The sequence below is a fragment of the Polyangium sorediatum genome, assembly GCF_029946465.1.
Lineage (GTDB): Bacteria > Myxococcota_A > Polyangia > Polyangiales > Polyangiaceae > Polyangium > Polyangium fumosum.
This window is the reverse complement of the sequence record NZ_JARZHI010000059.1, coordinates 13,577-36,816: the sequence shown is the minus strand read 5'-3', so window position 1 is coordinate 36,816 and position 23,240 is coordinate 13,577. Positions and strand designations below refer to the sequence as shown.

The following is a 23,240-nucleotide window of genomic DNA, read 5'->3' as shown; positions in this document are numbered from 1 at the left end:
GGCTGCTGTTTCGCATGGCACGGCGCCGGCAAAGGTGCGGAGCGTGGGACCCGCCGGCGCCGCGCACTCCTCTCACGAAGGTCATCGTTATGAGCGTCACGGGCCGGAGGAGACCGTCCTCTACCGCGTCGTGGCCGAGCACTGGCCATCCTTTCGTGAGCGAGTGGAGGCCATCGGCCCGTTCCCGCGGTTCGTCATGCGGCCGATCCGGCAATGGGTGTGCTCGCTACCGTGGGGGCTGCGGGGGCTCGTTGGATATGCATTCGTGGAGAAGCTCCTGCGTTCGCTGCGGCGGACGGCGGCGGAGCCGAAGTTTCTGCGGCAGGCCGAGTCGGGGGAAGAGGGGGCTCCCCTCCCCAGCGTATCCCGTTGGCTCTTGCTCGTCCATTGACGCTGAACGCGCGGCCCGACGAGCATCCGGCCCTCGTCGGCTCCCGCATTCGCACCGACGGAGAGCAGCTCTATGTCCAGACGAATTCCGGCGACCTTCTGGCCGCCAAGGTCGATGGCTCGAGCACGAGCCTTGTCCTGGATGACAGCAAGCTCGGCTTCTTCACCGTGAATGGAGCTGAAGTCTATGCCAAGACCGGCGCGGGGATCGTCAAGGTCGCGACCTCCGGAGGCACGCCGGCCACGGTCGTCGCCGGCGCCAACGCGGCAGCCATCGCCGTCGGAGAGAAGGACGTCGTCTGGTTCGACAACGACAAGAACCAGCTCCTCCGCGCCCCCAAATGAGCCCGGTGCGCTGACACGAAGCGGCGAGGTGCTCCAAAATGGAGCACTGGCTGCTCCAAAATGGAGCGGGAACGCCCCAAAGACAGGTCCGGTCGGCCGGGATCGGTCCTGGGGAGGCCCCAAAGACAGGTCCGGTCGGTCGGGATCGGTCCTGGGGAGGCCCCATCACGAGGTCCGGTCGGCCGGGAAGGTCTTTGGGGAGGCCCCAAAGCCAGGTCCGGGCGGCCGGGAGGGTCTTTGGGGAGGCCCCATCACGAGGTCCGGGCGGCCGGGAGGGTCTTTGGGGAGGCCCCAAAGCCAGGTCCAGGCGGCCGGGATGCGTCATGGGGAGGCCCCATCACGAGGTCCGGGCGGCCGGTGGTGTCCTAATTAGGACAGACGGCGCCCAAACTAGGACACTCGGATCCCCCTCGTAGGGCACCCGGGACAAACCTACGATCGAGCGCCACTGAACGAACGCCGCGGACAAGATTCGTCCCCCCGCCGAACGGAGCGCTTGACCTTCGTTTCAAGCCAATCCCGACACACGACGTACCACGACAAACGGTCATTCCCTGTCCTAGCTCCGCGGGAAAACCCAGGAAACCACGGCGTTTCGTGGTAGTTTGGTCCCATCACTTGGATCGCTCCGAAGGGTCGAGCGCCGCGAAAGCGGTCCGACGCCGGAGCGCGAGCGAGGGGACCGTGGCGAACTTCCTGGCCGAAGAGAAGCGTCTTCGCGTGCTTGCGGCGCTTTGCGATGGGAACAGCATCCGCGCGGTCGAGCGGATGACCGACGTCCACCGCGACACGATCATGCGTCTCGGCCTGTCCTACGGGGAAGGCGCGCAGAACCTCCACAACCGCCTCGCCCGCGGGCTTTCGTGTTCTCTCGTACAGATGGACGAAGTGTGGAGTTTCGTACAGAAAAAGCAAGCCCGCGTAACTGTTGACGATTCTCCTGACGTGGGCGAGGCGTACACGTTCACGGCCATGGACGCGTCGAGCCGGTTCGTCATCGCCTGGCATGTGGGGAAGCGCGACCAGGCATCGACCAACGTCTTCATGGCCGATCTCCGCGCCCGGCTCGTCGTGATGCCCGCGATGACCTCGGACGGGTTCGCGCCGTACATCACCGCGGTGGGCGCGTCCTTCGGTCCGGGCGTGGACTTCGCGCAGACGGTCAAAAACTACACGAAGCGCGGGCGGCGCGAGGGACCGGCGGATCATCGCTACGAGCCGCCCCGTGACCCGTTCATCACGAAGCGCGCGGTCTACGGCGCGCCCGACCTCGACAAGGCGAGCACGGCGTACGTGGAGCGGAACAACGCCACGATGCGGCACCACGTCGGGCGCATGCGGCGGCTCTGCTACGCGTTCTCGAAGAAGCTCGCGAACCACCGGGCGGCCGTCGCCCTGGCATACTTTCATTACAACTTCTGCCACGTGGTCTCCACGCTGCGGGTTACGCCCGCCATGGCCGCTGGGTTGGCAGACCATGTGTGGAGCCTTGCAGAGCTAGAGGCGGCTCTTCTGACGGCGGGCCCGTGCGAGCCCCCGGCGAAGCAGGACCTTGCCCCGCGCGTGCCTGCGACGACGCACCGCGAACTTCCCGCCGGGAAGGGCTTTTTGCGGGTCGTGGAGGGCGGCAAGGCCAAGCCGAGCGAGGCGGCGAAGCCTCCCCCGCCGCCTCCCGTTCCCGTGCGGTATCCTACGCCGCACGTGGAGAACTACGAGGAACGATGGGAGCAGATGGATCTGCTTCTTTGGCGGAAGAAAGAGCGGCAATTAGCGCTCTTCGACGATCCTGACGACGATACGAATCTGCCGTAACCAACGAGGTACAATGGTTAAGCGTTTCACGCTTCTACGAATTGCCGCGCTTCAACGCCGCGGTTACGAGGCATTTGCGGATTTCATGGCCCATCTTCTCGATGACATCGAGAAGCGGCGTATCCTTCGACGGATGTGAAGTCTCCACGACGACATCGTTGCTGTACATCAACACAGCACGAAATCCACCTTGATATTCGGGTATCACGGCGATGCTCGTCACCACGTCGAGATTCTCGCAAGAGAATTGCACGTCTGCACGAACGCCCTTGCTATTACTAGCACTCGGCGAGTGCGTTATTTTGACGATGCCCCACTGATCACGCGGCCATCGTGACTGCGCGACGATCCCACCGACCAACTCGATCCACTTCTCAAGTGCGAATTCGCCAGCGAACGCCGGTAGGTTCAACGCTGTTGCTAACTTTACCCTGATTGCGGTCATTTCGTACGGGGTGATCACGTCGCTCGACATGCGACGCAAGCTACAGAGCGTTCTCCGTACCGCGCAATCCGGAGCGTATGCGCCGGGCGCGTGCGTTCACGCGTGACGTGCTGACAGGTGCGGGACGCGCCGGTTTTCACGGCGTAGGCGGGGGATCTGAACGGACGGGCAGAAACTACGGCACGGGCGCGGCATCGATCCGGGCCTCTAGCTCCCGGATGTTGCGGAGGATACGGCTGCGCGCTCTAGCCCTTTGGCGCCTTGATCTGCTTCTTCACCTGCGTCGCGACCTGATCGATCTTGATCTGCGCGGCCGGGAGCAGCTCCGGCGGTGTGTTCCCGGCTTCCTTGATCACGCTTCGAACGCTTGCGCCAACGCGCCGGTGCGTTTCCGTCGCGGCCGTCTCGCTCTTGCCGATCTGGCGCCTGAGAGCGGCCGCGGTCTGCGTGATGCGGAAAAGATTCGCGGCGAGTTCCTCGCTGCCCGCGTGATCGAGGAGCACTGCCTTCGGCGGGAGGCCCTTCATCGCCTTCACCGTCGCCTGATTCCGGCCGCCGTAGAGCGCGGCAAGGCCGACGCCGTTGAACCTCTCGAAGTCCTCCACACCGCGGTCTTGGGCGACGCCGTTGAGGATGCGGTTCTCGTTCGTGACGTCGAACCGCGTGCGCAGGCGCTTCTCGTTCTCGAGCCGTTGCTTGTCGGTCTGGAGCGCGAAGTAGGACTGCGCGACCGCGACCTTCACCTTCGACGGATCCGCGTTGATCGTCACGAGGAGGCATGCGTACTTGGTCATGAAGACCTCGCCAGGCGCGTCGAAAAGATCGCCCGCGACGAAGTGTTCCTTGACCGGAAGGCCGGCCTTCTCGGCACTGATCTTGGCGCGGTTGACGGCTGGGTCGATCTTCTCGGTGGGGGCGTACCCGAGGCAGTCCTTCAGGCGAGAGAGCGGCCAAACGGGCTCGTCACCGTACGGCGTCGACGCCTCTTGGAGCGGTCTGAAATCCGCGTCCCTTTCGACGATCATGGCTACCACCTCCGCGAGCTTATTCCCGTCTGCCATTGCGTCCACCTCCAACAAATGAGGGGCGCAGGCTACAGGAGAGTGACCTTCGTGGGAAGTCATCGCTCTCGCTTCCAAGAATAGCTCATCCGCCCGGGCAAAGGACGAGAAAGCGGCGCTGGTAGGACAATAATCGTCCATGCTCCACCGCCGCGGTCGCCTGCTCCTGTGGGGCGGGATGGGGGGAGCTACGGGGCGGGCGGGTCGGCGACGTCGAGTCGAGCTTCCAGCGTGCGAATCTGCCGCAGCATGTCCTTGCGGAGAGCGAGGCGAGCGCGCTGGCGCTGCGACGGGCGCGCGGTCGCATCCTCGATGCCGGCGCGGAGAGCGGTCACGAGCGGCCGAAGCGCGCCCGCGTAGGCCGCCAGTGCGGCCGGGTCGGTGGTCTCGACGGGCGCCTGAAGGCGAGCCCGATCCCGAACACGCGACCGGCTCACGCCGCCCTCCCGATGACGGGCGTCGTCACGACGAGCTTGCCGCCGAGAAGGACCTCGACGGGGACGCCCGCAACGGCGGCGAGGCGGATGGCGAAGGTCCCCGTGGGCGGGGTGCCCTTCGGGTTCGCGATGCGGCGGACGGTGTTCGCGGGCATGTTGAGCCTCGCGGCGAGAGCGTTGAAGCTGCCGAACGCGCGGCGGAGCTTGCGCACCGCGATGCGCACGGCCTTGGCTTCATCGTCGGAGAGCATGAGCGCGCCCGACTTACGACGGCGCGGCGTCTCGGAGGGATCGGGCGGACAGGGCGGATCGTTCTCTTGGCCGTACGAGCCGGGCCAGTCTAGATCGTGCATGGGCGTGACCTCGCGGTAGCGTGGTTGCGTCAAGTCGCCCCGCCGGGTTTCCAGACCCTTCGGGGCGGCGCCTTTTCAGGCCCGGCAAACCTACGACATCACGATCGATTCCGCGTCGAATTAGGACAGTTTCCCCCTAATTAGGACACTACCGGGCGGCCGGGATGCGTCATGGGGAGGCCCCAAAGGGAACGGTCGGCGGCCGGTAGTGTCCTAATGGGGGCGAAAGTGTCCTAACGGCGATCGGCGGGTTGATTTCGCGGCTAGGGTTGTCGGGCCTGAAAAGGCGCCGCCCCGGAAGGTCTGCAAACCCCCGGGGCGACTTGACGCAACCCCGCTTGCACGAGGACACGCCCATGCATGATCTAGACTGGCCCGGCTCGTACGGCCAAGAGAACGATCCGCCCTGCCCGCCCGATCCCCCCGTCGCGCCCGAGGAGAGGCGCCGCCGCAAGTCGGGCGCGCTCATGCTCTCCGAGGACGAAGCGCGCCACGTGCGCGTCGCGGTGCGCAAGCTGCGCCGCGCGTTCGGTAGCTTCAACGCGCTTGCCGCGCGGCTCGACATGCCCGCGAACACCGTTCGGCGGATCGCGAATCCGAAGGGCACGCCCCCGACGGGCACGTTCGCCATCCGCCTCGCCGCCGTTGCGGGCGTCGCGGTCGAGGTCCTTCTCGGCGGTAAGCTCGTCGTGACGACGCCCGTCATCGGGAGGGCAGCATGAGCCGGTCGCGCGTGAGGGGGCGCGAGCGCATCCGCGCCGCCGTTCAGACCACCGATCCGGCCGCGCTGGCGGCCTACGCGGGCGCGCTGCGGCCCGTCGTCACGAGCCTCCGGACGCTCGTCGAAGATGCGACCGCGGAGCCCAGCAAGCGCGTGCACGCCCGTGCCTTCCTGCGCCGCGAGATCTTGAAGGGGATCCGCGAGCTAGAGGCCAGGATCGACGCCGCCGCGCCCGCCGAGTAAACCGTCGTCCCACCCGCGGGCCCAAGACCGACTGCCCCCGCGCGAGCCTCGCAGTCAACATCCAGCAGACTGTGCAAACGTTTCAAACGTTAGAAACGTTCTCGTCCGATGCACAGTAGGCAAAACTACATACGCCCTGGACATCACTCGGCAGTGATTTTTTCTCTTGCGTGGCGACAGGCCCTCGACTAGACATCGGGGCTGTGAGGACCTCGGCTGGACAGACGGCGGACGACGGGGACGTAGTTGCCCGAGCCCATGCCTACCTGCGTCAACGAGAGGACATCCGTGACGCGCTGCAAGAGGAACGGGAACGGGTAGAGAAACGTTTGGAGCAGATCGATGAGGCGCTAGCCGCTCTTGGCTTTCCCAGGACGGATGACGCCGAAGACGAGGATGCGTCAGCGTCGAGTGAGGGTCCGGATTCCGATTCTTTTGCCGCCGACCTCGTGAAGAAACCTGTGCCGCAGCTGATCCGCACGATCCTGCGGCGCTATCCCAATGGGCTCACGGCAGCGCAGATCAACGAGAAGGCGACAAGCTTCGGTCGGCCGTTGGACGCGAACGAACTTCACCCGACACTCTACCGACTGACGAGGGGTGGTGAATTCGTCGCCACTGGCCCGCGGGGTGATCGTACCTACCGTTTCGCGGCCTTCGTCCAACAGGACGACGAGGAAGAAGCCGACGAGGACGAGGAGCCGGAGACCGACGAAGAGGAGTAAAACTACGGCGCCACCCATCGGGAAACCGAGGGTGGCGCGCCGGGCCGGGACTGGCAACCGTCGACTGCTGAGGGCCACCCTACACCCGCGGAAGTCTGGGTCCAAACCAGAGGGACGCGAGAGTAGGTCACAGCAGAAGATGGGACTAGGCTTCCAAAACCTAGTTGCCAGTTCTGGCCCCCTTTTGTTACCACCCGACCTATCATAAGTCAACCTGAACAAGCGTTTGTGGGCGCGCGCTAGTCGTCACGCGGCGCGGTCTATGATGTCGGCTCTGAGAACGATGGTTGACCCTTCGGGCGCCAAGCGAGCAGGTTTCCCTGCCCGTTCTTATCGAATAGAGGTTCCGCGGTTTCCGCCGCAATGCCCGCCGCAACCGGAGCGGGCGGGGGAGCCACGGGCGTAGGCGCCGACGGGGCGCTCTTGCCCCCGCTCACGACCCGCAGGAAACCACGCCCGTTCGGCAACTCCCGCGCCGTGGTCTCAGGCACGCGCGGCGCAAGGGGTTGCTTCGCGGGCGCCTCGCACTGCCCGGACGTCATGAGCACGGCGTCAAGCTCTGCCAGACTCCACACGGAATCCGCGATCCCAAGCTGCATCGCGGGAGTCACGCGGAGCGTCTTCACGACGTGGCAGAAGTTGTAGTGCACGTACCCCAGGGCGACGGCAGCACGATGGCTCTGGAGGCGCTTGCTGAACGCCTGGCAGAGCCGACGCATGCGGCCGACGTGATGCCGCATCGTCCCGTTCTGCCGCTCGATGTAGGCCGTGCTCGCCGCCTCTAGGTTCGGGGCCCCGAAGATGGTCTTCTTGGTGATGAACGGGTCGCGCGGCGGCTCGTAGCGGTGGTCGTCATCGCGCCGCCCGCGCTTGTTCCCGTAGTTCTTCACCGTCATGGCGTAGTCGATGCCCGGACCGAACGCGGAGCCGATCGCACCCACGTACGGCGCGAACCCGTCCGACGTCATGGCGGGCATGACGACGAGCCGCGCGCGGACGTCGTTCATGAAGGCGCGGGCGCTCTCTTCGTTGCGCTTCCCCACGTACCAGCCGATCACGAAGCGGCTTGTCGCGTCCAGGGCCGTGAACGTGTACGCCTCGCCGACGTCGGGCCCGTCCTCCTCGGTCACGCGCGCCTGCTTCTTCTGAACGAAGCTCCACACCTCGTCCACCTGGATCAGGGAGCACGAAAGGTCACGGGCAACGCGGTTGTGGAGATTCTGCGCGCCCTCTCCCCAGGCGAGGCCGAGACGCATGATCGTGTCGCGGTGCACGCCCGTCATGCGCTCGACCGCGCGAATGCTGTTCCCGTCACAAAGGGCCGCGAGAACGGCAAGCCGCTTCTCGGGCGCAAGAGGCGCTCCCATGGTCCCCTCATCCCGCCCCGGCGTCGCGTCGGCGCGACCCATCGGGGCATCAAGTGATGAGACCAAACTACCACGAATCGCCGCGGTTTCCCGGGTTTTACCGCGGAGCTAGGACACGCTCTGTCCTACCGGCCATGGTTCGTCGCGGTACGTGGTGACGCAGAATCGAGCCAAAACGAAGGTCAAGAGCGGCGTTTCACGATCGGACAATCGCCGTCAGCGTGCGCGCGTTCAGGTGCGAGGGGATGGGAGACGGTCGCCGCGATCGGATGGATCCGAGTGTCCTAGCATCGGGCGCGAGTGTCCTTGCTGGGACACTACCCGGCGGCCCGCAGGGAGTTTGGGGAGGCCCCAAAGCAAACCGACCGGGAAGCGGAAGCGGAAGCGGAAGCGGAAGCGGAAGCGGAAGCGGAAGCGGAAGCGGAGGCGGAAGCGGAGGCGCGGGCGGGAATGGCGGCGCCGGCGGCGCGGGGGGCGCGTCGAGGGCTCGTCCGGCGTGTCCTCCGAGGGGCCTGACGCCTAAAGCCGCCACGCCCTCGCGCGCAAGCCCGTGACATGGCCCCGCCCGGACGCCAGCTATGCCGCTGGGAGGGCGCGCATGGCACGGACACCACTCTTGCGATCGCTGGAGAAGCTGGCCTCGGAGCACCACGCGGCGCGCGCGCGAGGGCTCACCCCCGCCGCGCTGCGCGAGGCGCGCAGGGCTGTTCGCGAAAAGGAGGCCCGCCGGGGAATTTCCCTCGATCGCCGCCGTTTCCTCGGCGCCACGGCCGCGGGGGCCTTGACCCTCGTGTTGCCGCGCGCGCTCCGCGCCGCAGACCCGCCGACCATCGCCATCGTCGGCGCCGGTATCGCCGGCCTGACGTGCGCCCTCGCGCTGCGCGATCGTGGCTTTGCGGCCACGGTGTATGAGGCCTCCGGCCGCATCGGCGGGCGCATGTTCTCCAACACCACCTCCTGGGACGCGGGGCAAGTCAGCGAGTGGTGCGGGGAGCTCATCGATAGCAACCACCGCACCCTGTTCGCCCTCGCGGCGCGATTCGGCCTGACGATGGACAGCCTGGAGGGCGAAACGCCGTCCGGCCTGGAGAATACGTATTTCTTCGACGGTCGTTATTACCCCGCCGCCGACGCCGAGCGCGATTTCGCGCAGGTGTACCCCGCGCTCCTTTCGGATCTGCGCGCCGCGGGCGAGACCACGACCTACGATCACGCGACCCCCGCGGGGCGCGCGCTCGATCAGATGAGCGTATTCGACTGGATCGCCTCCCGGGTCCCGGGCGGGCACGCGTCGCCGCTCGGGAAGCTCCTCGACGTGGCCTATGTCATCGAATGGGGCGCCGATACGCGGGATCAGTCCGCCCTGAACCTCGTCTACCTGCTCGGCCGCCAGCCCGATCCCGACCATTTCTCCATGTTCGGCGAATCCGACGAGGCACATCACCTCAAGGGCGGCAACCAGCAGATCCCCCTCGCCATTGCAAAGGCGCTCGGCCCGGACGTGATCCAGCGCGGGCACCGGCTCCTCCGGCTGCGCGAGAGCCCGGCGGGGCGGCAGATCCTCACCTTTGAGCGAGGGCCGGGCGGGATCGACGTCGTGGCGGATTGGGTCGTCCTCGCCCTCCCGTTTGCCGTGCTCCGCACCTTGGATCTGAGGGACGCCAGTTTCGACGCGCGCAAGCGCCTCGCCATCGAGCAGCTCGGCCGGGCGCACAATGGCAAGCTCCACCTCCAGTTTTCGCGCCGCTACTGGCGCGAGGAGGGCCCCTGGCCGGGCCGGAGTGATGGGTCCACCTATGCCGATACCGGCTACCAGAATACGTGGGAGGTGAGCCGCGCCCAGGCGGGCGAGCCCGGGCTGCTCGTCCTGTACACCGGCGGGGCCGTGACGGACGCGATGTCGACACGAACGCCTTTTGCCACGGTCAAGGACGCGGGCGTCCTCGCGGACGCGCGGGCGGGGCTCGGCTGGCTGGAGAAGGTCTTGCCCGGAGGCACCACGAGCTGGAACGGGCGCGCGACGCAATCGATGCCGCACCTGAACCCGCTTTATGAGGCGTCGTATTCGTATTACCGCGTGGGGCAGCGGGTCCTGTTCGGCGGCCACGAGGCAGCGCGCCAGGGCGGCGTGCTCTTCTGCGGCGAGCACACGTCGCTCGATTTCCAGGGGCACATGGAGGGCGCTGCTTCCCAGGGCGCACGCGCGGCGGAGGAGCTCGCGCGGCTCCTTCTGGGAGCGTGAGGGCGCGGGAGCGGAGCCCGGGGGCTGTTACGGGGGGTAGACGCTCGGGAGGGCCGCCTTGAGGGCGCGGACGTTCCCCGCCGCCTCGTGAAGCGCGATCTTGAGCTTCACCCCCTTCAGCAAATGGTCGATTTTTTCGCGATCCTCCGGGAGGAAACCCCGCGGAAACGCCGTGATCACACCCGATGCCGCAGGGGTCTTTTTGAAGTCCTCGAAGACCTGCGCGGCATTGCCCTGTCCCACATCGCGCATCCGTTCTCCGGCGTCCTTGCGCGTCTGCATCACGGCTTGGTGCATGGCCTTCACGGCCTTGTCCCCCTCCGGGGTCTCCCTCTCCCGTGCGTCGCGCTGGTAGCGCTTCTCCCAGAAATAGGTGAACGCTTGGTTGAAGCGCCCCTTCGCCGTCGGCGGGATCGCGAACTGACGGCGCTCGTAGAGATCGGTGACGCTGGCGAGCTTCTGCATGCGCACGGCCTGACCGTTGTTGACCTCCTCCAGGTAAATGGTGTGCATGCACAAAAGCGGCAGCGGCTCGAGTTGCCCGCTCCGCATGCCGAGATGGACGAGCGTCGTGGACCTGCTGATCCGCTGCAAGGCCGCGTATTGATCCTTGAGGGAGAGGCCCTTGAGCTTCCCCTCCTCGACGAAGCGCAGGTCGTGGTCCATGAGGTCCCGGTGACCCTGCTTGAGCTTGAGATCGCCCGCAATCGCCGTGGCGAACCCGTTCGCCCGCGCAAGCTCCAGGATCTGCTGGGTGCCGGTGTTCCCGAGCAGGTGCTCCGGCTTGCCGGTGTACAGGTTCGTCACCTTGGCCTTGGTCCAGAGGACGAGGACAGGGCGTTGCTCCGAAAGGAGCCCGTGAAGGCCGGCCGGCGTGTCCTCGCGATGGAGCTTGGATTTCACGTGCCCGAGGAACGCGTCCCGGGAGACCAAGGGGTTTTTGTTTTTGTCCCCGAGGATGTCTGCCACCTTCTCCGTGATATGGGCCGCCTTGATCCCGAGCCCTGGGTAACTTGCCAGGTCGCTCTCGTTGTAGACTTTTTGCGCTTCGTCCACCTCGTGCTTGAAGACGGTCACGCCGAGCTCCTGGAGGTACTCGTGCGTGAAATCGCGCTTCGAGGCATTCTCGCGGCTCTGGAGGTACAGGATGGGATAATTGAAGTACGACGCGTAGAGGCCCACGAGGCGAGAGTCGCCGCTCATGAGATCGCTGAGGAGGATGTATTGGCTCCTGCCCATCCGGTCTTGGCCGTTGGTCTTCCGCTGCGCCGCGTGCTCCTCGAACTGTGCTTTGAAGGCTTCTTTCTGCGCCGGGGTGAGCTCGGCCCTCGGCGCCGAGCTGCGGCTCCCCTCCCCGTTGTCCTGCGGTGGCGGCGGTGGCGGCGGCGCCTCGATCGCCTGCACGGCGTCGGTCACGGGCTCCGTCGCGAGGCAGGGGGTCGCGGCGGTGATCGGGGACCGGGCCCGCGGGCTGCTCTCCGCGGCCGTCGCCACGTCCTCGGCGAGGACGCTGGCTTCGGTGGGCTCGGCATGCGAGGGCACGCTCTGCGGCTCCGGGTCCCGGCCGAAGAAGATTCGCCACACCCCCACGAAACAGCCACAGCAGCCGGACGTGGCGTCGCTCGGGGACGCCTGCTCCGGGGCTTGCGGAGCGCGGGTGTCCACGGGCGGCAGCAGGGGGCGGCGCTCCGGATCCATTGCATCGAGCGCTGCCATGGTTTCATTCTGCGACCCAGGCATCGGTCCTCCTTCGCCGCGGCGGGCGGTCTCGTCGGGCCAATCACGTCAAGAGGAGCGTGAAGATGTGGTTGAGCTTGGTCCCATTGTTGATGTCGGAGCGCACGAGCGCCCGACGGATTGCGGCATACCGCGGGGCTTCGTCGAAATCGGGGCCGAGGACCAGCATCAAGTAGAGGAACTGCGCGACCTCCGCTCCGAGGACGAGGCCATAACCGCGCGCCCGCTCGGCGCCGGAGAGGACGAGCGCCGCGAGCTCGTCGTCGGTGAACCGGGCCGTCTTTTTCGGGAGTTGCTCCCGCAGGTGCTCGACCATGGAGACCGCATAGTCGCGGAGGGCGTGCCGATCGAAATCGGTGATCTGCGCGGCGGAGATGCGCATCGGGTACCTCTCTCCTTCGCAGTATGGCCGCGCGGGGCGGCTCGGCCATGCAATCCCCAACGGATCTCGCGGCCGGGGCCCATGACGTATCCGTCTCGGGCGTCGGCGGCCTGTCGACGATGCGTCCACAACCGAAGCGGGGCGTGAACGCCCCGTCGACAGATCTGGGTCGGCGGTGGCGTTGGAGGGCGGTGGATCGGGGAGCCTCCGGCTGGCACGAGGGCTGCTTGGGCGGCGCGTGCACGGTTTCATCGAAACGTCTGCCGGAGAAGACACGGAATGCCCAGACAACGAGCCCTCGGGCGCGAAGCGCTCATGACGATGCGGCTTCACCTCCTCGCCCTCGTGGCGTGCGCCACGTTCGTCGGCTGCGGGCCTCCCCCGCGGGCCTTGGCCGCAGAGGACTGCCCGGTCGCCATCGTGAAGGGGCAGCCTTCGCAGATCACGCTTGTCCCGAGCGCCGAAGGGGTCTCGTTCGAGCCGCCGAAGACCTGCAGAGGTCCGTATCCGGACGCCCCGCAGTATTACATCCGCGTGCACGGCCACGGGACGCGCCGGATCGATTACAGCCATCGTGATCCGAATGCATGCGACACCCACGACGCCGACCCGGTCGCGTGCCCGAAGGTGCACTTCATGGCGATCGGGATGTCGGTGCTCGGGGCGATGAAAAAGGCGCTCGGGGAGATGAACGCCGATACCCTGGGGCTCGGGGCCTGCGCTGACGCGAGAGCGCCGCTCGACCAGTGGAACATGTCGAGCAGCATCCACGACTTCCGTTATGCCAACGAGGCGCTTCGTATCATCGACGCCGAGCTGCGCGTCTGGAACATCGGCGACGACTGGGGACTGACGATCCGCGGGATTGAATGCGCCGAGCTCTTGTAGGCGCGTGAGGAGCTTTCATCGTGGCGCGGCTCGGCGCGCTCGCGCCACGCTCCTGCCTCGGCGGAAGGCGAAGAGCATGGCTGCCGCGGCCATGACGAGAGGCGCATGCGGGCTTTGGGGAGCGCTCTGCGCGCTGTACGTGCAGCCGCCATCGTCGGGGGGCGCTCCCCCACCCTGCCCGCCCGATCCGGTGGGACCGGCGGACCCACTGGCAGGGCCGGCACCGCCCGCACCGCCGAGCCCGCCCGTTCCACCATTGCCGCCATTGCCACCCGTGCCGCCGGCACCACCTGCGCCGCCGGCACCACCTGCGCCGCCCGCGCCACCTGCGCCACCGGCACCACCATTGCCCTCATCGAGATCGAGGATGCGCGCGAAGACGCGATTTCCCCCGCCGCCCCACGGCAAGCTGGGGTCGTGGTGCGAATAAGCGAACAGGACTTCCCCTTCGCTCCCCGCGGCGAGCGACGGCGCGCTCTCCTCGGTGGCGTCACCCGTGACGGCGAACGACGTGAGCACGGAGAGGTTCGTGTCGAGCACGGTGGCGAGGAGATCGGCCGTACCTGCCGCATCGCAGCCTCGATACCCCACCACGATTCGGTTCCCCGTGATCACCGCGCTCCGCGGCGTGAGGTTCACGTCGCACATCGGCGAGGTCACGAGGACCAGGGGCGTCGCGTCGAGCACCACGCCGGCCGGGCTTACCCGCACGGCGAGGATCTTGTCCGCGTCGCCCCAGAAGACGACATGGTTCGTCCCATCGAAGACGGCGGAGACGCCCCGGAAGGTGCTGTTCGCAATCGGGATCAGCCCTACGTCGCCCAAATAATAACCCTGCTCATCGACCAGCTCCGCGACCAGGCCGCTCGCGGACGAATACCATGCGAGCAGATGGTTCGTTCCATCGAAGGATCCGGAGCTCATCGAGAAACCATCCGGATTCTGGTCGACGAGCTTGGGCTGGGACGTCGGCCCGGATCCATTGAAGGGCCTCGAGAGCACGCCCTCGTAGTCGAAGGTGGCGAAGAGCTTATTGCCGTTATTGCCCGCGGAGAGGACACTCTGCCCGCCATATTCATACAGTTCCGGGACGAGCGTGAAGTTGTTCAGCACGGCGCCCTCCGGGCTCACGTGCGCGGCGCCGGCCATGTTGTACGTCGGATCGTCCTGGGATTGATACGCGGTCCAGGCGACGGCGTAGTTCGTTCCGTCGAACACCACATGCGCCCCATGGGTCGCAGGGCTGCCGCCGGCGATCTGGATCCCGTCCGGATCGAGGACCGCGCCCGCCGGGCTCACGCGCACGCCGAACACGTCGGTCCCCGCGACGTTCATGTAGTTCCGATCGTCGTCCCAGACGACCAGGAAGTTTTGCCCATCAAACGCCGCCGAGGGCGTGTGCTGGGTGTTCGTGGCCGTCGCGACGATCGGCGGGCTCGCATGGAGGGCCACCCCGTCCTGGCCGAAGCGCTGCACCCGGACCGAATAGGCCTCCGAATAGAATCCGTTGTAGAGCGACTCCTCCCAGACCATGAAGGTCTCCGTGCCGTTCGTCGCCGAGCTCGTGGCGATCCCCCGGTCCGTCACCTGAGCGCCGGCCGGGTTTGCCTCCAGCGCCACGCCCTCTGGGCTGACACGCGCGCGGTGGAGCGGAATTGCCTCGGAATCCTTGAAGGTGAACCATGACACCACGGCATTCACGCCGTCGCTCCCGATGTCCGGCCGCTTGATGTCCTCGTAATAGCTGGGAGCGACGCCCACGGTGATGCCCGCGAGATCGAGGGGCGTGCCTTGCGTCGGGTCGATACGCGTCCCGGCCATGTAGGCAGCGTCCTCGGCATCATATCGCCCGTACGCGACGAAGTAATGTTGCCCGGTCCATGTGACGCCCGAATCCCATAGGTCGAGGCCAGGCGCCGTCAGGGCGACCCCCGCGGGCTGGAGGAGAACGCCCTGCGCATCCAGGTTCGAGCCGACGAGCCCATTCGCCCCGGTCCACGTGACGAACGACCCCGCGCCGTTCGAGGCGATATCCACGCTGGAGGCCGAAGCGATGATCGCGCCGCCGGGATCGAGGACCTGCCCCGCCGTCGTGATGCGCGCGCGGCGGGCCGAGCCGCCTTCGAGCCACACGGCCACGTAGTTCGTCCCGTCGAAGACCACGCTCTTGCTGTTGTAGGCGGTCTGCGTGCTGAGGGGGATCGGCATCCCGACGGGCTGACCATTGCCGTCGTAGGGCTGGCCGTAGAGGCCAGGCGTCGAGCTCTTGTAGGTCAGGAAAAAACCGGAGCCGTCGCTCGCGAGCGCGTAATCGCTGACGGTGTCCGTGGTCAGCGCGTGGTCGACGGCGTCGATCAGGGTGCCATTCGAGGCGAAGCGCGTTCCGTGGAGGCGCTGATCGTTGTCCCGCCAGGCGACGAGGTACGAGCTGCCGTTCCACGCCACGACCGGTTCATGCCGTCGCCTCGACCCGAGGGCGAGCGTGGGCTCGTCCATGCCGAATTCGGGCGAGATGAGCGGATCGAGCACGGCCGGATACGCGGAGGACGCGAGCACGGCCTCCTTGACGCGCAGCTCGATGTGCGAGCCCTCGACACGCACGCGGACCGGGCTGCGCTTGCCGCGGGCGTCGATCCAGGTGGCTCGCCCGAAGCGGACGCCGATCCCGGTCGTGGGGTCGGCGAAATGCAGCCCCTCGCCCGTGCGGCCGACGAAGGCCTCCCCTTCCACGTCGAGCACGACGCGCAGGTCGCCCTCGCCCGCCGGCGGTTGCGCGAAGGAATAGGAGATCTCGACCCCCTCCTCGCGATTGTCGATGTGCTGCGCAAAATCGCGCTTCTCGATCACGAGGTGGCTCCCCTTCTCGACGCGCGCCTCGGGCGCCCCGCCGTGGATCACGCGCTCGCCCCGCGCGAGGCGGGCGGCTTTGATCCGGAAGGGCGCGCCCTCGCGGGGCGATGGCGCCGCCGAGGTCGCCTTCGCGAGGGGCACGATTTCGATCCCGTCCGCCGTGGCCGCGAGCCGATGGGCCCGCCCTGCGCCGAGCCAGCGTCCGCCCTCGGGCCGGAGCGCGATCCGGGACGCGCGCATGGCGCCTTCCACGTCGAAGGGCGCAGAGACATGCGCGGCGGATGCGGACGTTTGCGTCGCGGCGGGGGCTTCCGGGGGAGCCTCGGCACAACCCGAAAGGAGGGCGACGGGCAACACGAGGTATGAGAAATGTCTATGGTGCGGGGAAAAATGAAGATGGCTCATTATTCCGCCCCTACCACGCTTGCGAGGCATGGAGGAGGGCGAGCGAACCATGAGCACGAATCCCGCGGCAATGGTGCCGTCGTCGCAGGAAATATCGAGTCGGGGTGTCTCCACGGGAATGTCGCCGGGCAGGACGATGGGGACGTGGTGGAAGCATCGGCGCAAGGTGACTTGGCGCAGCCGGGTAGGCTCCGCATGTTCAACCCGAACCCATGTCGTCGTCCTGGCTGCGTGCAATCGCTGTCGTTGCCACGATCTCCTCGCTCGGCTTGGGGGCTTTTGCTGCACAGGCTGAAACGACGTTGCGCGGCGTCGACATCAAGGCGCGTGACGGAGCGGCCCTGGTCGCGAATCTCTTCGTCCCGGATACGCCGGGACCCTTGCCGGGGGTCATTTTCATCACGAGCTGGGCATTTCCCAACATCGAGTATTTGCTGCAAGCCAAGGAGTTCACCGAGGCCGGGTACGTGGTGCTCCTGTATACGCCGCGCGGTTTTTACGGATCGGGGGGCACGATCGACATGGGCGGGCCCAAGGACATCGGCGACGTGAGCGACGTCATCGACTGGCTGCTCGCGAACACCCCCACCGACCCGGCGCGGATTGGCGTGGGGGGCATCTCGTACGGCGCGGGCCTCAGCCTGCTCGGCGCGGCGTTCGACGCGCGGATTCGCGCGGTCGCCAGCATGAGCGGCTGGGCCGACCTCCCCTCCGCGATGCTCGGAAACCAGACCCGCCACGTGCGCGGGGGGCTGCTCGCGCTCACGGCCGCGCTCACGGGGCGGCCGTCGCCAGAGATGCAGGAAATGCTCCGCCATTTCTTCGACAACACGGACATCCCCGCGGTCATCGCTTTCACGGAGGCGCGCAGCCCCGCGAGGTACCTCGATCGCATCAACACGAACCGCCCCGCGATTTTCATGGCGAATGCGTATGATGACCGCGTGTTCGCGCCGAACCCGATCGCCGACTTCTTCACCGAGCTGCGGGGACCCAAGCGGCTCGAGCTGCGCCCAGGCGGGCACGGCACGGCGGAGACGCCCGGCTTGCTCGGCCAGCCCGAGGACCTCTGGCGCAATGTGCACCGCTGGTTCGACCATTTCTTGCGGGGCATGAACACCGGCATCACCACGGAGGAGCCGGTCCAGATTCAGCCCCGGAACCAGCGCGGGTATGAGGCGTATCCCTCGTGGCGCGCAATGGCGACGGGATCCGCGCAGTATTACCTGGGCGAGGTGCAGCGGCCGAGCGACGAGGGCGCGCTGGTCACGCGTGCGTGGACGGACTGGCGCTTTTCGATCGTCACGGGCGTGGACACCGTCGCGAGCGAGGTGTTCATGGGCGAGGCGCAGCCGGTGTCGATCGCCGCCGTGAACCGCACGAACGCGGGCGTCTGGCAGTCGGACGTTCTGGAGGGCGCACTGCGCCTGCGCGGGGCGGCGCACCTGCACGTGACGATCGCGCCGGGGACCTCCGCGTCCACGACGGTGATCGCCTACCTCTACGATACGGACAAGCTGGGGATGGGGCGCCTCGTGACGCATATCCCCTTCACGATCCCCGATGCGGTGGCCGGCCAGGCCTATCCGGTGGACACGGACTTTTTCGTGACGGCCTACGACGTGCCGGAGGGCCATCGCCTCACGCTCGTCGTCGACACCGTCGACCCGCTTTACGTCGATATGGAGAATCGATCCACCGAGCTGACGTTCCTCTCGCCGCCGGTGGACCCGTCCTATGTGTCGCTACCGCTGCGGTGATGCGCCGGTGCGCTAAGAAGCCTTGCCCCGCGCGAGGTTCAGGCACGTCCGCAGGCCGTCGCGGAGATTGGCGCGCGTCTGGATGCTACTCAGATCGACGCCGATGGAGATCATCGCGCGGGCCACGGCGGGCTGGATGCCCGTGATGATGCTCTTCGCCCCGAGGAGCCGCACGGCGCCGATGATGCGCACGATGTGCTCGGCCGTCCCGGGATCCATCTCGTCGACGCCCGTCAAATCGACGATGGCGAACTTCGATTGGGTCTCGACGATACGCGTGAGCAGGTTTTGCGTGATGACGGACGAGCGATCCTCGTCGATGACGCCGACGATCGGAATGGTGAGCACGCCGTCCCACACCTCGAGGATCGGCGTGGACAGGACACGGATGAGCTCTTTTTGCTGCGCGATGAGGGCCTGCTTTTGCGAGAGCTCCATCTCCTGCCGGCGCTGCTGCTCGGCGTTGAGGGACAGGATCCGCGCGTTGGCTTGCTCGATCTCCAGCGTCCTCGCGCGCACGTTCTCTTCGAGGCTCGAATAGAGGACCGCGTTTTCGATGGAAATGGCGACCTGCGCGGAAAGGAGCCGCAGCATCTCCATGCGGTCCGGCGTGAACACCCCGCCGGCGAGCTCGTTCTCCAGGTACAGGACCCCGACGAGCCGCCCCTGCCGGAGGATGGGCGTCACCAGGAGCGATCGGAGCTGGCTCTGCTCGATGTAGGCGTCGTCTGCGAAGGGGCTGTTCTTCGCGCCTTCGTGGAGGACGACGCTCTCCGCCGTCCTCGCCACGTATTTCACGACGCTGGTGGCGAGGTCCCGGCGCGACTCCAGGGGTGAAGACGGGAGCACGCGGATCTCGGCCTGATCGATATGGCCCTCGGCCCGGATCATGAGCCGCTCGTTCTCCCGGAGGATCACGAACCCTTTTCGTGCGCCCGCGCTTTCGAGCAGGACGTGCATCAGCTTTTGCAGGAGCCGCGGGATCAGGATCTCGCCCGAGATCGCCTGCGAGGCCTTGACGACGGCGCCGAGGTCGAGCTTGTGCGCGGCGGGATCCCCGTCCGCCACGCGCGAGGCGCGGCCAAGCCCCGCCTCCGGCCGGAGCAGGTGCGAAAACTCTTTTTCGAGGCGCTCCATCACGCGGACGGCGCCCCACCGCGCATAGGCCCGATGTGCCTCGGCGAGGTAGGCCCGCGCGAGGAAGGACCTGCCACGGTCGAGGTAATGACGGGCGCATAGCTCGTTCGCGAGCGCCTCGTCATGGGCGAATCCCCCTTCGTGGGCGGCGGTGATTGCTTCGTCGTAGAGGTTCCCCGCGCGTTCGGAAGGCTCGATACGCGCGAACTCGGCCTGGAGCAAGAGGTGGCGGTGGCGCAGGCTCTCCGGGTTGAGCTCGGACCAGACGGCCATCTTGCGCGCGCAATCGTGAAACCTCGCGAGGTAGACCTCGCGCAGATCCGGCGGCGCGGTCGTGACAGCCCGCGCGAAGGCCACGCCGCCATAGAAATAGAAGCAGGGGGTCGCGTGCCAGGCCGGGAGCATGACGTCGCTCGCGGGATCCGTCGCGCCCCACATCGCCGCGACCTCGTCGTAGGTGCCTTTGAAGACGCCTCCGATGACGTCGTACACGTTCGCGAAATAAAGCGAGGCCGTGTTGTTGATTTTCCGGGCATCCGCCTTGATGACGTCGATGTCGACCCAGGCCACGCGCGACGACACGTCCGCGTCCGCAGGCCTGCTCAGATCCTCGCACACCTCGGCGATGGCGCTGACCATCCAGGTCATGGCGTTGAACTTGTCGAGCTTGCAGAGCGGCTGGTATTGCCGCGCTTCTTCGAGGATCTCCTGGAGGTGCCGCCCCTGGAGCAGGCTGTTCGTGCTCGCGTTCGCCGTGTTGTAAAAGGCCCAGATGTATTGACCCGTCTCGACGCCGGTGTGCATGCCCCGGCGGAGCGTCGCCTTGTAGGTCGTATAGCCTTCTTTCCAGTGCTGGACCCACGCCGCCCACATGTTGGCGAGCATCGCCTCGGACTTCTTGTCCGGGTGAAGCTCGTTCAGGCGCACCGCCGCGCGGCCGAACTCGTACCCTTTTTCGATATCCATGCTCGCGCAGAGCACGGTCCCGAAGTTCATGTACGCGAAGATCGAGTTTCGGGAGATGCCGTAGGTCAGCGTGTTTTGCAGCATCTTCATGATCGTGATCGCCAGGTTGTTCGTGCCGAGCTGGTAGCAGGGCGTGAACATCTCCTGCAGGAGGTCCTGCAGCGCGGCGATCTCCGGGTCGTTCTGCGGGGGCAGGTCGATGAGCGAAGCCACGGGCCGATCCCCGATCATGGCGAACGTCCGCGCGCGCTCGGCGGCGAGCGCGTCCGCGTCCGGGAAAGGCGGCAAATCGATGCCGAACGCGCGCAGCGCGGCGAGCCCCTCGTCGAGCGCGGCGAGCAGATCATTCTTCAAGATCTGCACATTCATGATCAGGCGCCGGACCGCCGTCTGGTGCACGCGCCCCTTGGCTTCCCCGAAGCAAGCGGCGAGCGTCGTGAGCGCGTCGTCGTGCCGCTCGCAGAGCGATTCCAGCACGCCCCTTTTCGTGTGATACGCAAACGAAAGATCGTACTCCGCGCTCCACGCATCGCAGGGCAGCAGGGCCGCGCCATACTCCATGTACTTGAGGGCCGCGGCGAAGGCCCCCGACTCCTCGGCGCGCTCCGCGACCTTCAAATTGAGCCACGCGGATTCGAGCCGCGCGTCCGGCGCCGTGATCAAGTCCCCCGCGTTGTTCAGGTGATTGACGATGTCGAACAGGTCTTGTCCCTTGTTGGGATCGAGCTTGAGGAGGAGGATCTGTCCGATGCGGTAATGGTACGCCGCGCGGTCCGCCGCCGGGATCAAGGAATAGGCCGCCTCCTGAATCTTGTCGTGCGCAAAGCGGAGCTGTTCGCCCGCGTTCACGATCAAGCCCTCGCGGATGGCTTCCTCCAGGCTCGCATACGTCTCGTCCGGAGGGGCCTGGCTGATGGCGTAGAGGACCTCCAGATCGATGATGTTGCCGATTGCCGAGGCCTGGCGGAGGACGTCTTGCGTGCGCGGCGGCAGGCCGAGGAGCGTCTCCGCCATCAGGCCGAGGACGTTGTCGGAAGAGTCCAATCGCTCGATGGCCGACAGATCCCAGCGCCACCCCGCCGTGGGATCCCGGAAGAGCACCTTCGCCTCGTACAGGTGCCGCAAAAACCGCTTCACGAAAAAGGGATTGCCGCCGGTCTTTCGCAGCACGACCGCGGCGAGCGCGTCCCCGTCGGTGACGCCGAGGCTGTCGTTGATGAGCGCGCGCACGTGGGCGATTTCGAGGGGCTCGAGGACGATGTCGGCGACCTCGACGCCGCCCTGCTCGAGCTCCTCCAGCGCGACCATGAACGCGTGGGTCGGGCTCACCTCGTTGTCCCGGTAGGCCCCGCAAAAGAAGAGCGCCGATCGGTCTTCGTCCGCGAGGATGGCCTTGATCAGGCTCAAGCTCGCCGAATCCACCCATTGCAGGTCGTCGAGGAAGATCGCCAGCGGGTGGGCCGGCCGGGCGAACACCGACACGAACTTCCGGAAATAGAGGTTGACGCGGTTTTGTGCCTCGACGGGCCCGAGCGCGGGGACGGGCGGCTGCTTGCCGAGGATGTGCTCGAGCGAGGGCAAGAGGTCGCAGAGCACCTGCCCATTGCCGCCGAGGGCGCCGAGGAGCGCCTCCCGCCATGCCGCGAGCCGCTCCTCGCTCTCGCAGAGGAGCTGCTTGAGCAGCGCCTCGAACGCCTGGATCACGGCGCTGTAGGGGGTATCGCGGATGTACTGATCGTACTTGCCGCTGATGTAATACCCTTTCTCCCGCGCCAGCGGCTTCAGGATCTCCTGGACGAGCGAGGACTTTCCGATGCCCGAATAACCCGACACCAGGATGATCGCGCGCCGGCCCCGGAGCACGTCGTCGAACGACTCGATGAGCTTACGGATGTCTTTTTCGCGCCCATACAGCCCCTGATGAATCTGGAGCAGATCACTCCTGTCGTGCTGGCCGAGGGCGAACGGCTCGATCTTGCCCGTCGCTTCCCATTGCCGCTGGCACGCCACGAGGTCCGCCCGCAGCCCTTCGGCGCTGCTGTAGCGATCTTCGGCGCCCTTGTTGAGCAGCTTCAGGACGACGGCGGAGAGCGCCTCGGGCACCTCGGGCCTCGCCTCCGAGGGCGATGGGGGCGTCGCGGCGAGGTGGGCGTGGATCAGCTCGAGCGGGTCCTCGGCCTCGAAGGGCCTCCGCCCCACGAGCATCTCGTAAAAGACGACCCCCAGCGAATACATGTCCGTCCGGTGGTCGACGCTCCGGTTCATGCGGTGGGTCTGCTCGGGCGAGCTATAGGGGAGCAGCTCCGCGAGGACACGGCGGCTGTAGATCTCCTCCTTCTCCCGCGTCACGACACCATCGACGCCGAAGCCGGTGAGCTTGATTTGGTTCCCCTCCCCGAGCAGGATGTTTTCGGGCCTCGTGTCGCCGTGGACGAGGCCACGGCGATGGAGATCGGCCAGGGCTTCGGTCAGGGAAATGCCGAGGCCCAGGAATTCGTCGATGTCGAGCGGCCCTCTCCGTTCGAGGGCGCTGGCGAGCGAGGTGCCGGGGAAATACTCCGTGATGACCGCCAGGCCATCCCTTTGCTCCTCGACGCCGTGGACCTTGACGATCTTGTCCGAATCGATCCGCTGCAGAATGCCGTAGGTATGCTTGAGGCGCGCGATGTCCGCGAGTCGGCTGGAATCGGCTGCCATCACCTTGACGGCCACGTCCTCTCCGTCGCCCAATCGGCGGCCGCGGTACGTCACATACCTGACGCCCTCGCCGATCTTGGAGGTGATCTCAAACCCCTTGACATCGGCCGTCGTTTCCTCGGTGGCCAAGAACAGCGACATCGCTCCCCTCTCCGGCGCATTCGTCTCCACGACGTCCACGCCCCCTGCGCATCCCCCTGCGCCGCTCTTCACGGACTGCAGATGAATCCAGGAGTCTAAAGGCGCGCTTTTGGGGAGATCAAGCGCGGACACACCC

Annotated in this window: 18 protein-coding genes; 9 read left to right on the top strand and 9 right to left on the bottom strand. The window is 66.7% G+C overall.

What is annotated here, in order from left to right:
* The first annotated feature begins 43 nt into the window (after positions 1–43).
* The 3 genes from QHF89_RS38510 (at position 44) to QHF89_RS38500 (ending at position 2,547) form a co-directional block, all read left to right on the top strand.
* Positions 44–391, top strand: coding sequence for a hypothetical protein (locus QHF89_RS38510; protein WP_136972249.1), 348 nt, complete (start codon positions 44–46; stop codon positions 389–391).
* Positions 388–735: a hypothetical protein gene (locus QHF89_RS38505; RefSeq protein WP_136972250.1), complete on the top strand. Its 348-nt coding sequence runs from the start codon at positions 388–390 to the stop codon at positions 733–735. Before QHF89_RS38510 ends, QHF89_RS38505 begins: the two co-directional genes overlap by 4 nt.
* 684 nt (positions 736–1,419) lie before the next feature.
* Entirely contained in the window at positions 1,420–2,547 is a 1,128-nt protein-coding gene (locus tag QHF89_RS38500) for a transposase family protein (RefSeq protein WP_136972251.1), read from the top strand.
* Between the two features lie 34 nt (positions 2,548–2,581).
* Here the strand turns inward: QHF89_RS38500 and QHF89_RS38495 are convergent, their stop codons facing one another.
* The 4 genes from QHF89_RS38495 to QHF89_RS38480 form a co-directional block, all read right to left on the bottom strand.
* Complete coding sequence (locus QHF89_RS38495) at positions 2,582–3,022, bottom strand: hypothetical protein (RefSeq protein ID WP_136972252.1); 441 nt, start codon at positions 3,020–3,022, stop codon at positions 2,582–2,584.
* Between the two features lie 215 nt (positions 3,023–3,237).
* Positions 3,238–4,131 (bottom strand): DNA damage-inducible protein D, encoded by an 894-nt coding sequence (gene dinD, locus QHF89_RS38490; RefSeq protein WP_136972253.1) that lies wholly within the window; start codon positions 4,129–4,131, stop codon positions 3,238–3,240.
* A gap of 110 nt (positions 4,132–4,241) precedes the next feature.
* Positions 4,242–4,490, bottom strand: coding sequence for a hypothetical protein (locus QHF89_RS38485; protein ID WP_136972254.1), 249 nt, complete (start codon positions 4,488–4,490; stop codon positions 4,242–4,244).
* Positions 4,487–4,843 carry a helix-turn-helix domain-containing protein gene (locus QHF89_RS38480; protein ID WP_136972255.1) on the bottom strand — a complete coding sequence of 119 codons (357 nt, stop codon included), beginning with the start codon at positions 4,841–4,843 and terminating at the stop codon, positions 4,487–4,489. The genes QHF89_RS38485 and QHF89_RS38480 overlap by 4 nt, the downstream gene beginning before the upstream one ends.
* Before the next feature lie 356 nt (positions 4,844–5,199).
* Between QHF89_RS38480 and QHF89_RS38475 the strand changes: the two genes are divergently transcribed.
* The 3 genes from QHF89_RS38475 (at position 5,200) to QHF89_RS38465 (ending at position 6,532) form a co-directional block, all read left to right on the top strand.
* Positions 5,200–5,565, top strand: a complete 366-nt coding sequence (locus QHF89_RS38475) for a hypothetical protein (protein ID WP_136972256.1) — start codon at positions 5,200–5,202, stop codon at positions 5,563–5,565.
* On the top strand, positions 5,562–5,807 hold the full coding sequence (locus tag QHF89_RS38470) for a hypothetical protein (protein ID WP_136972257.1): 246 nt from the start codon (positions 5,562–5,564) through the stop codon (positions 5,805–5,807). The genes QHF89_RS38475 and QHF89_RS38470 overlap by 4 nt, the downstream gene beginning before the upstream one ends.
* A gap of 329 nt (positions 5,808–6,136) precedes the next feature.
* Entirely contained in the window at positions 6,137–6,532 is a 396-nt protein-coding gene (locus QHF89_RS38465; protein WP_136972258.1) for a hypothetical protein, read from the top strand.
* Positions 6,533–6,792: 260 nt separating this feature from the next.
* Here QHF89_RS38465 and QHF89_RS38460 read toward each other — a convergent pair whose 3' ends face one another.
* On the bottom strand, positions 6,793–7,899 hold the full coding sequence (locus tag QHF89_RS38460) for a transposase family protein (RefSeq protein ID WP_136972259.1): 1,107 nt from the start codon (positions 7,897–7,899) through the stop codon (positions 6,793–6,795).
* A 598-nt stretch (positions 7,900–8,497) separates the two neighbouring features.
* Between QHF89_RS38460 and QHF89_RS38455 the strand changes: the two genes are divergently transcribed.
* Positions 8,498–10,141 (top strand): flavin monoamine oxidase family protein, encoded by a 1,644-nt coding sequence (locus QHF89_RS38455; RefSeq protein WP_136972260.1) that lies wholly within the window; start codon positions 8,498–8,500, stop codon positions 10,139–10,141.
* Positions 10,142–10,168: 27 nt separating this feature from the next.
* Here QHF89_RS38455 and QHF89_RS38450 read toward each other — a convergent pair whose 3' ends face one another.
* Entirely contained in the window at positions 10,169–11,857 is a 1,689-nt protein-coding gene (locus tag QHF89_RS38450; RefSeq protein WP_284721468.1) for a hypothetical protein, read from the bottom strand.
* A 64-nt stretch (positions 11,858–11,921) separates the two neighbouring features.
* Entirely contained in the window at positions 11,922–12,260 is a 339-nt protein-coding gene (locus QHF89_RS38445) for a hypothetical protein (protein ID WP_136972262.1), read from the bottom strand.
* Between the two features lie 279 nt (positions 12,261–12,539).
* On the opposite strand from QHF89_RS38445, the gene QHF89_RS38440 reads away from it, so the two are divergent.
* A complete protein-coding gene (locus QHF89_RS38440) occupies positions 12,540–13,148 on the top strand; it encodes a hypothetical protein (protein WP_136972263.1) in 609 nt (202 codons plus the stop codon).
* Positions 13,149–13,163: 15 nt separating this feature from the next.
* Here the strand turns inward: QHF89_RS38440 and QHF89_RS38435 are convergent, their stop codons facing one another.
* A complete protein-coding gene (locus QHF89_RS38435) occupies positions 13,164–16,238 on the bottom strand; it encodes a hypothetical protein (RefSeq protein ID WP_284721467.1) in 3,075 nt (1,024 codons plus the stop codon).
* A 467-nt stretch (positions 16,239–16,705) separates the two neighbouring features.
* On the opposite strand from QHF89_RS38435, the gene QHF89_RS38430 reads away from it, so the two are divergent.
* Positions 16,706–18,163, top strand: coding sequence for a CocE/NonD family hydrolase (locus tag QHF89_RS38430; RefSeq protein WP_284721466.1), 1,458 nt, complete (start codon positions 16,706–16,708; stop codon positions 18,161–18,163).
* Positions 18,164–18,175: 12 nt separating this feature from the next.
* On the opposite strand, the gene QHF89_RS38425 is transcribed toward QHF89_RS38430, so the two are convergent.
* Entirely contained in the window at positions 18,176–23,104 is a 4,929-nt protein-coding gene (locus QHF89_RS38425; protein ID WP_136972265.1) for an AAA family ATPase, read from the bottom strand.
* Between the last annotated feature and the right edge of the window lie 136 nt (positions 23,105–23,240).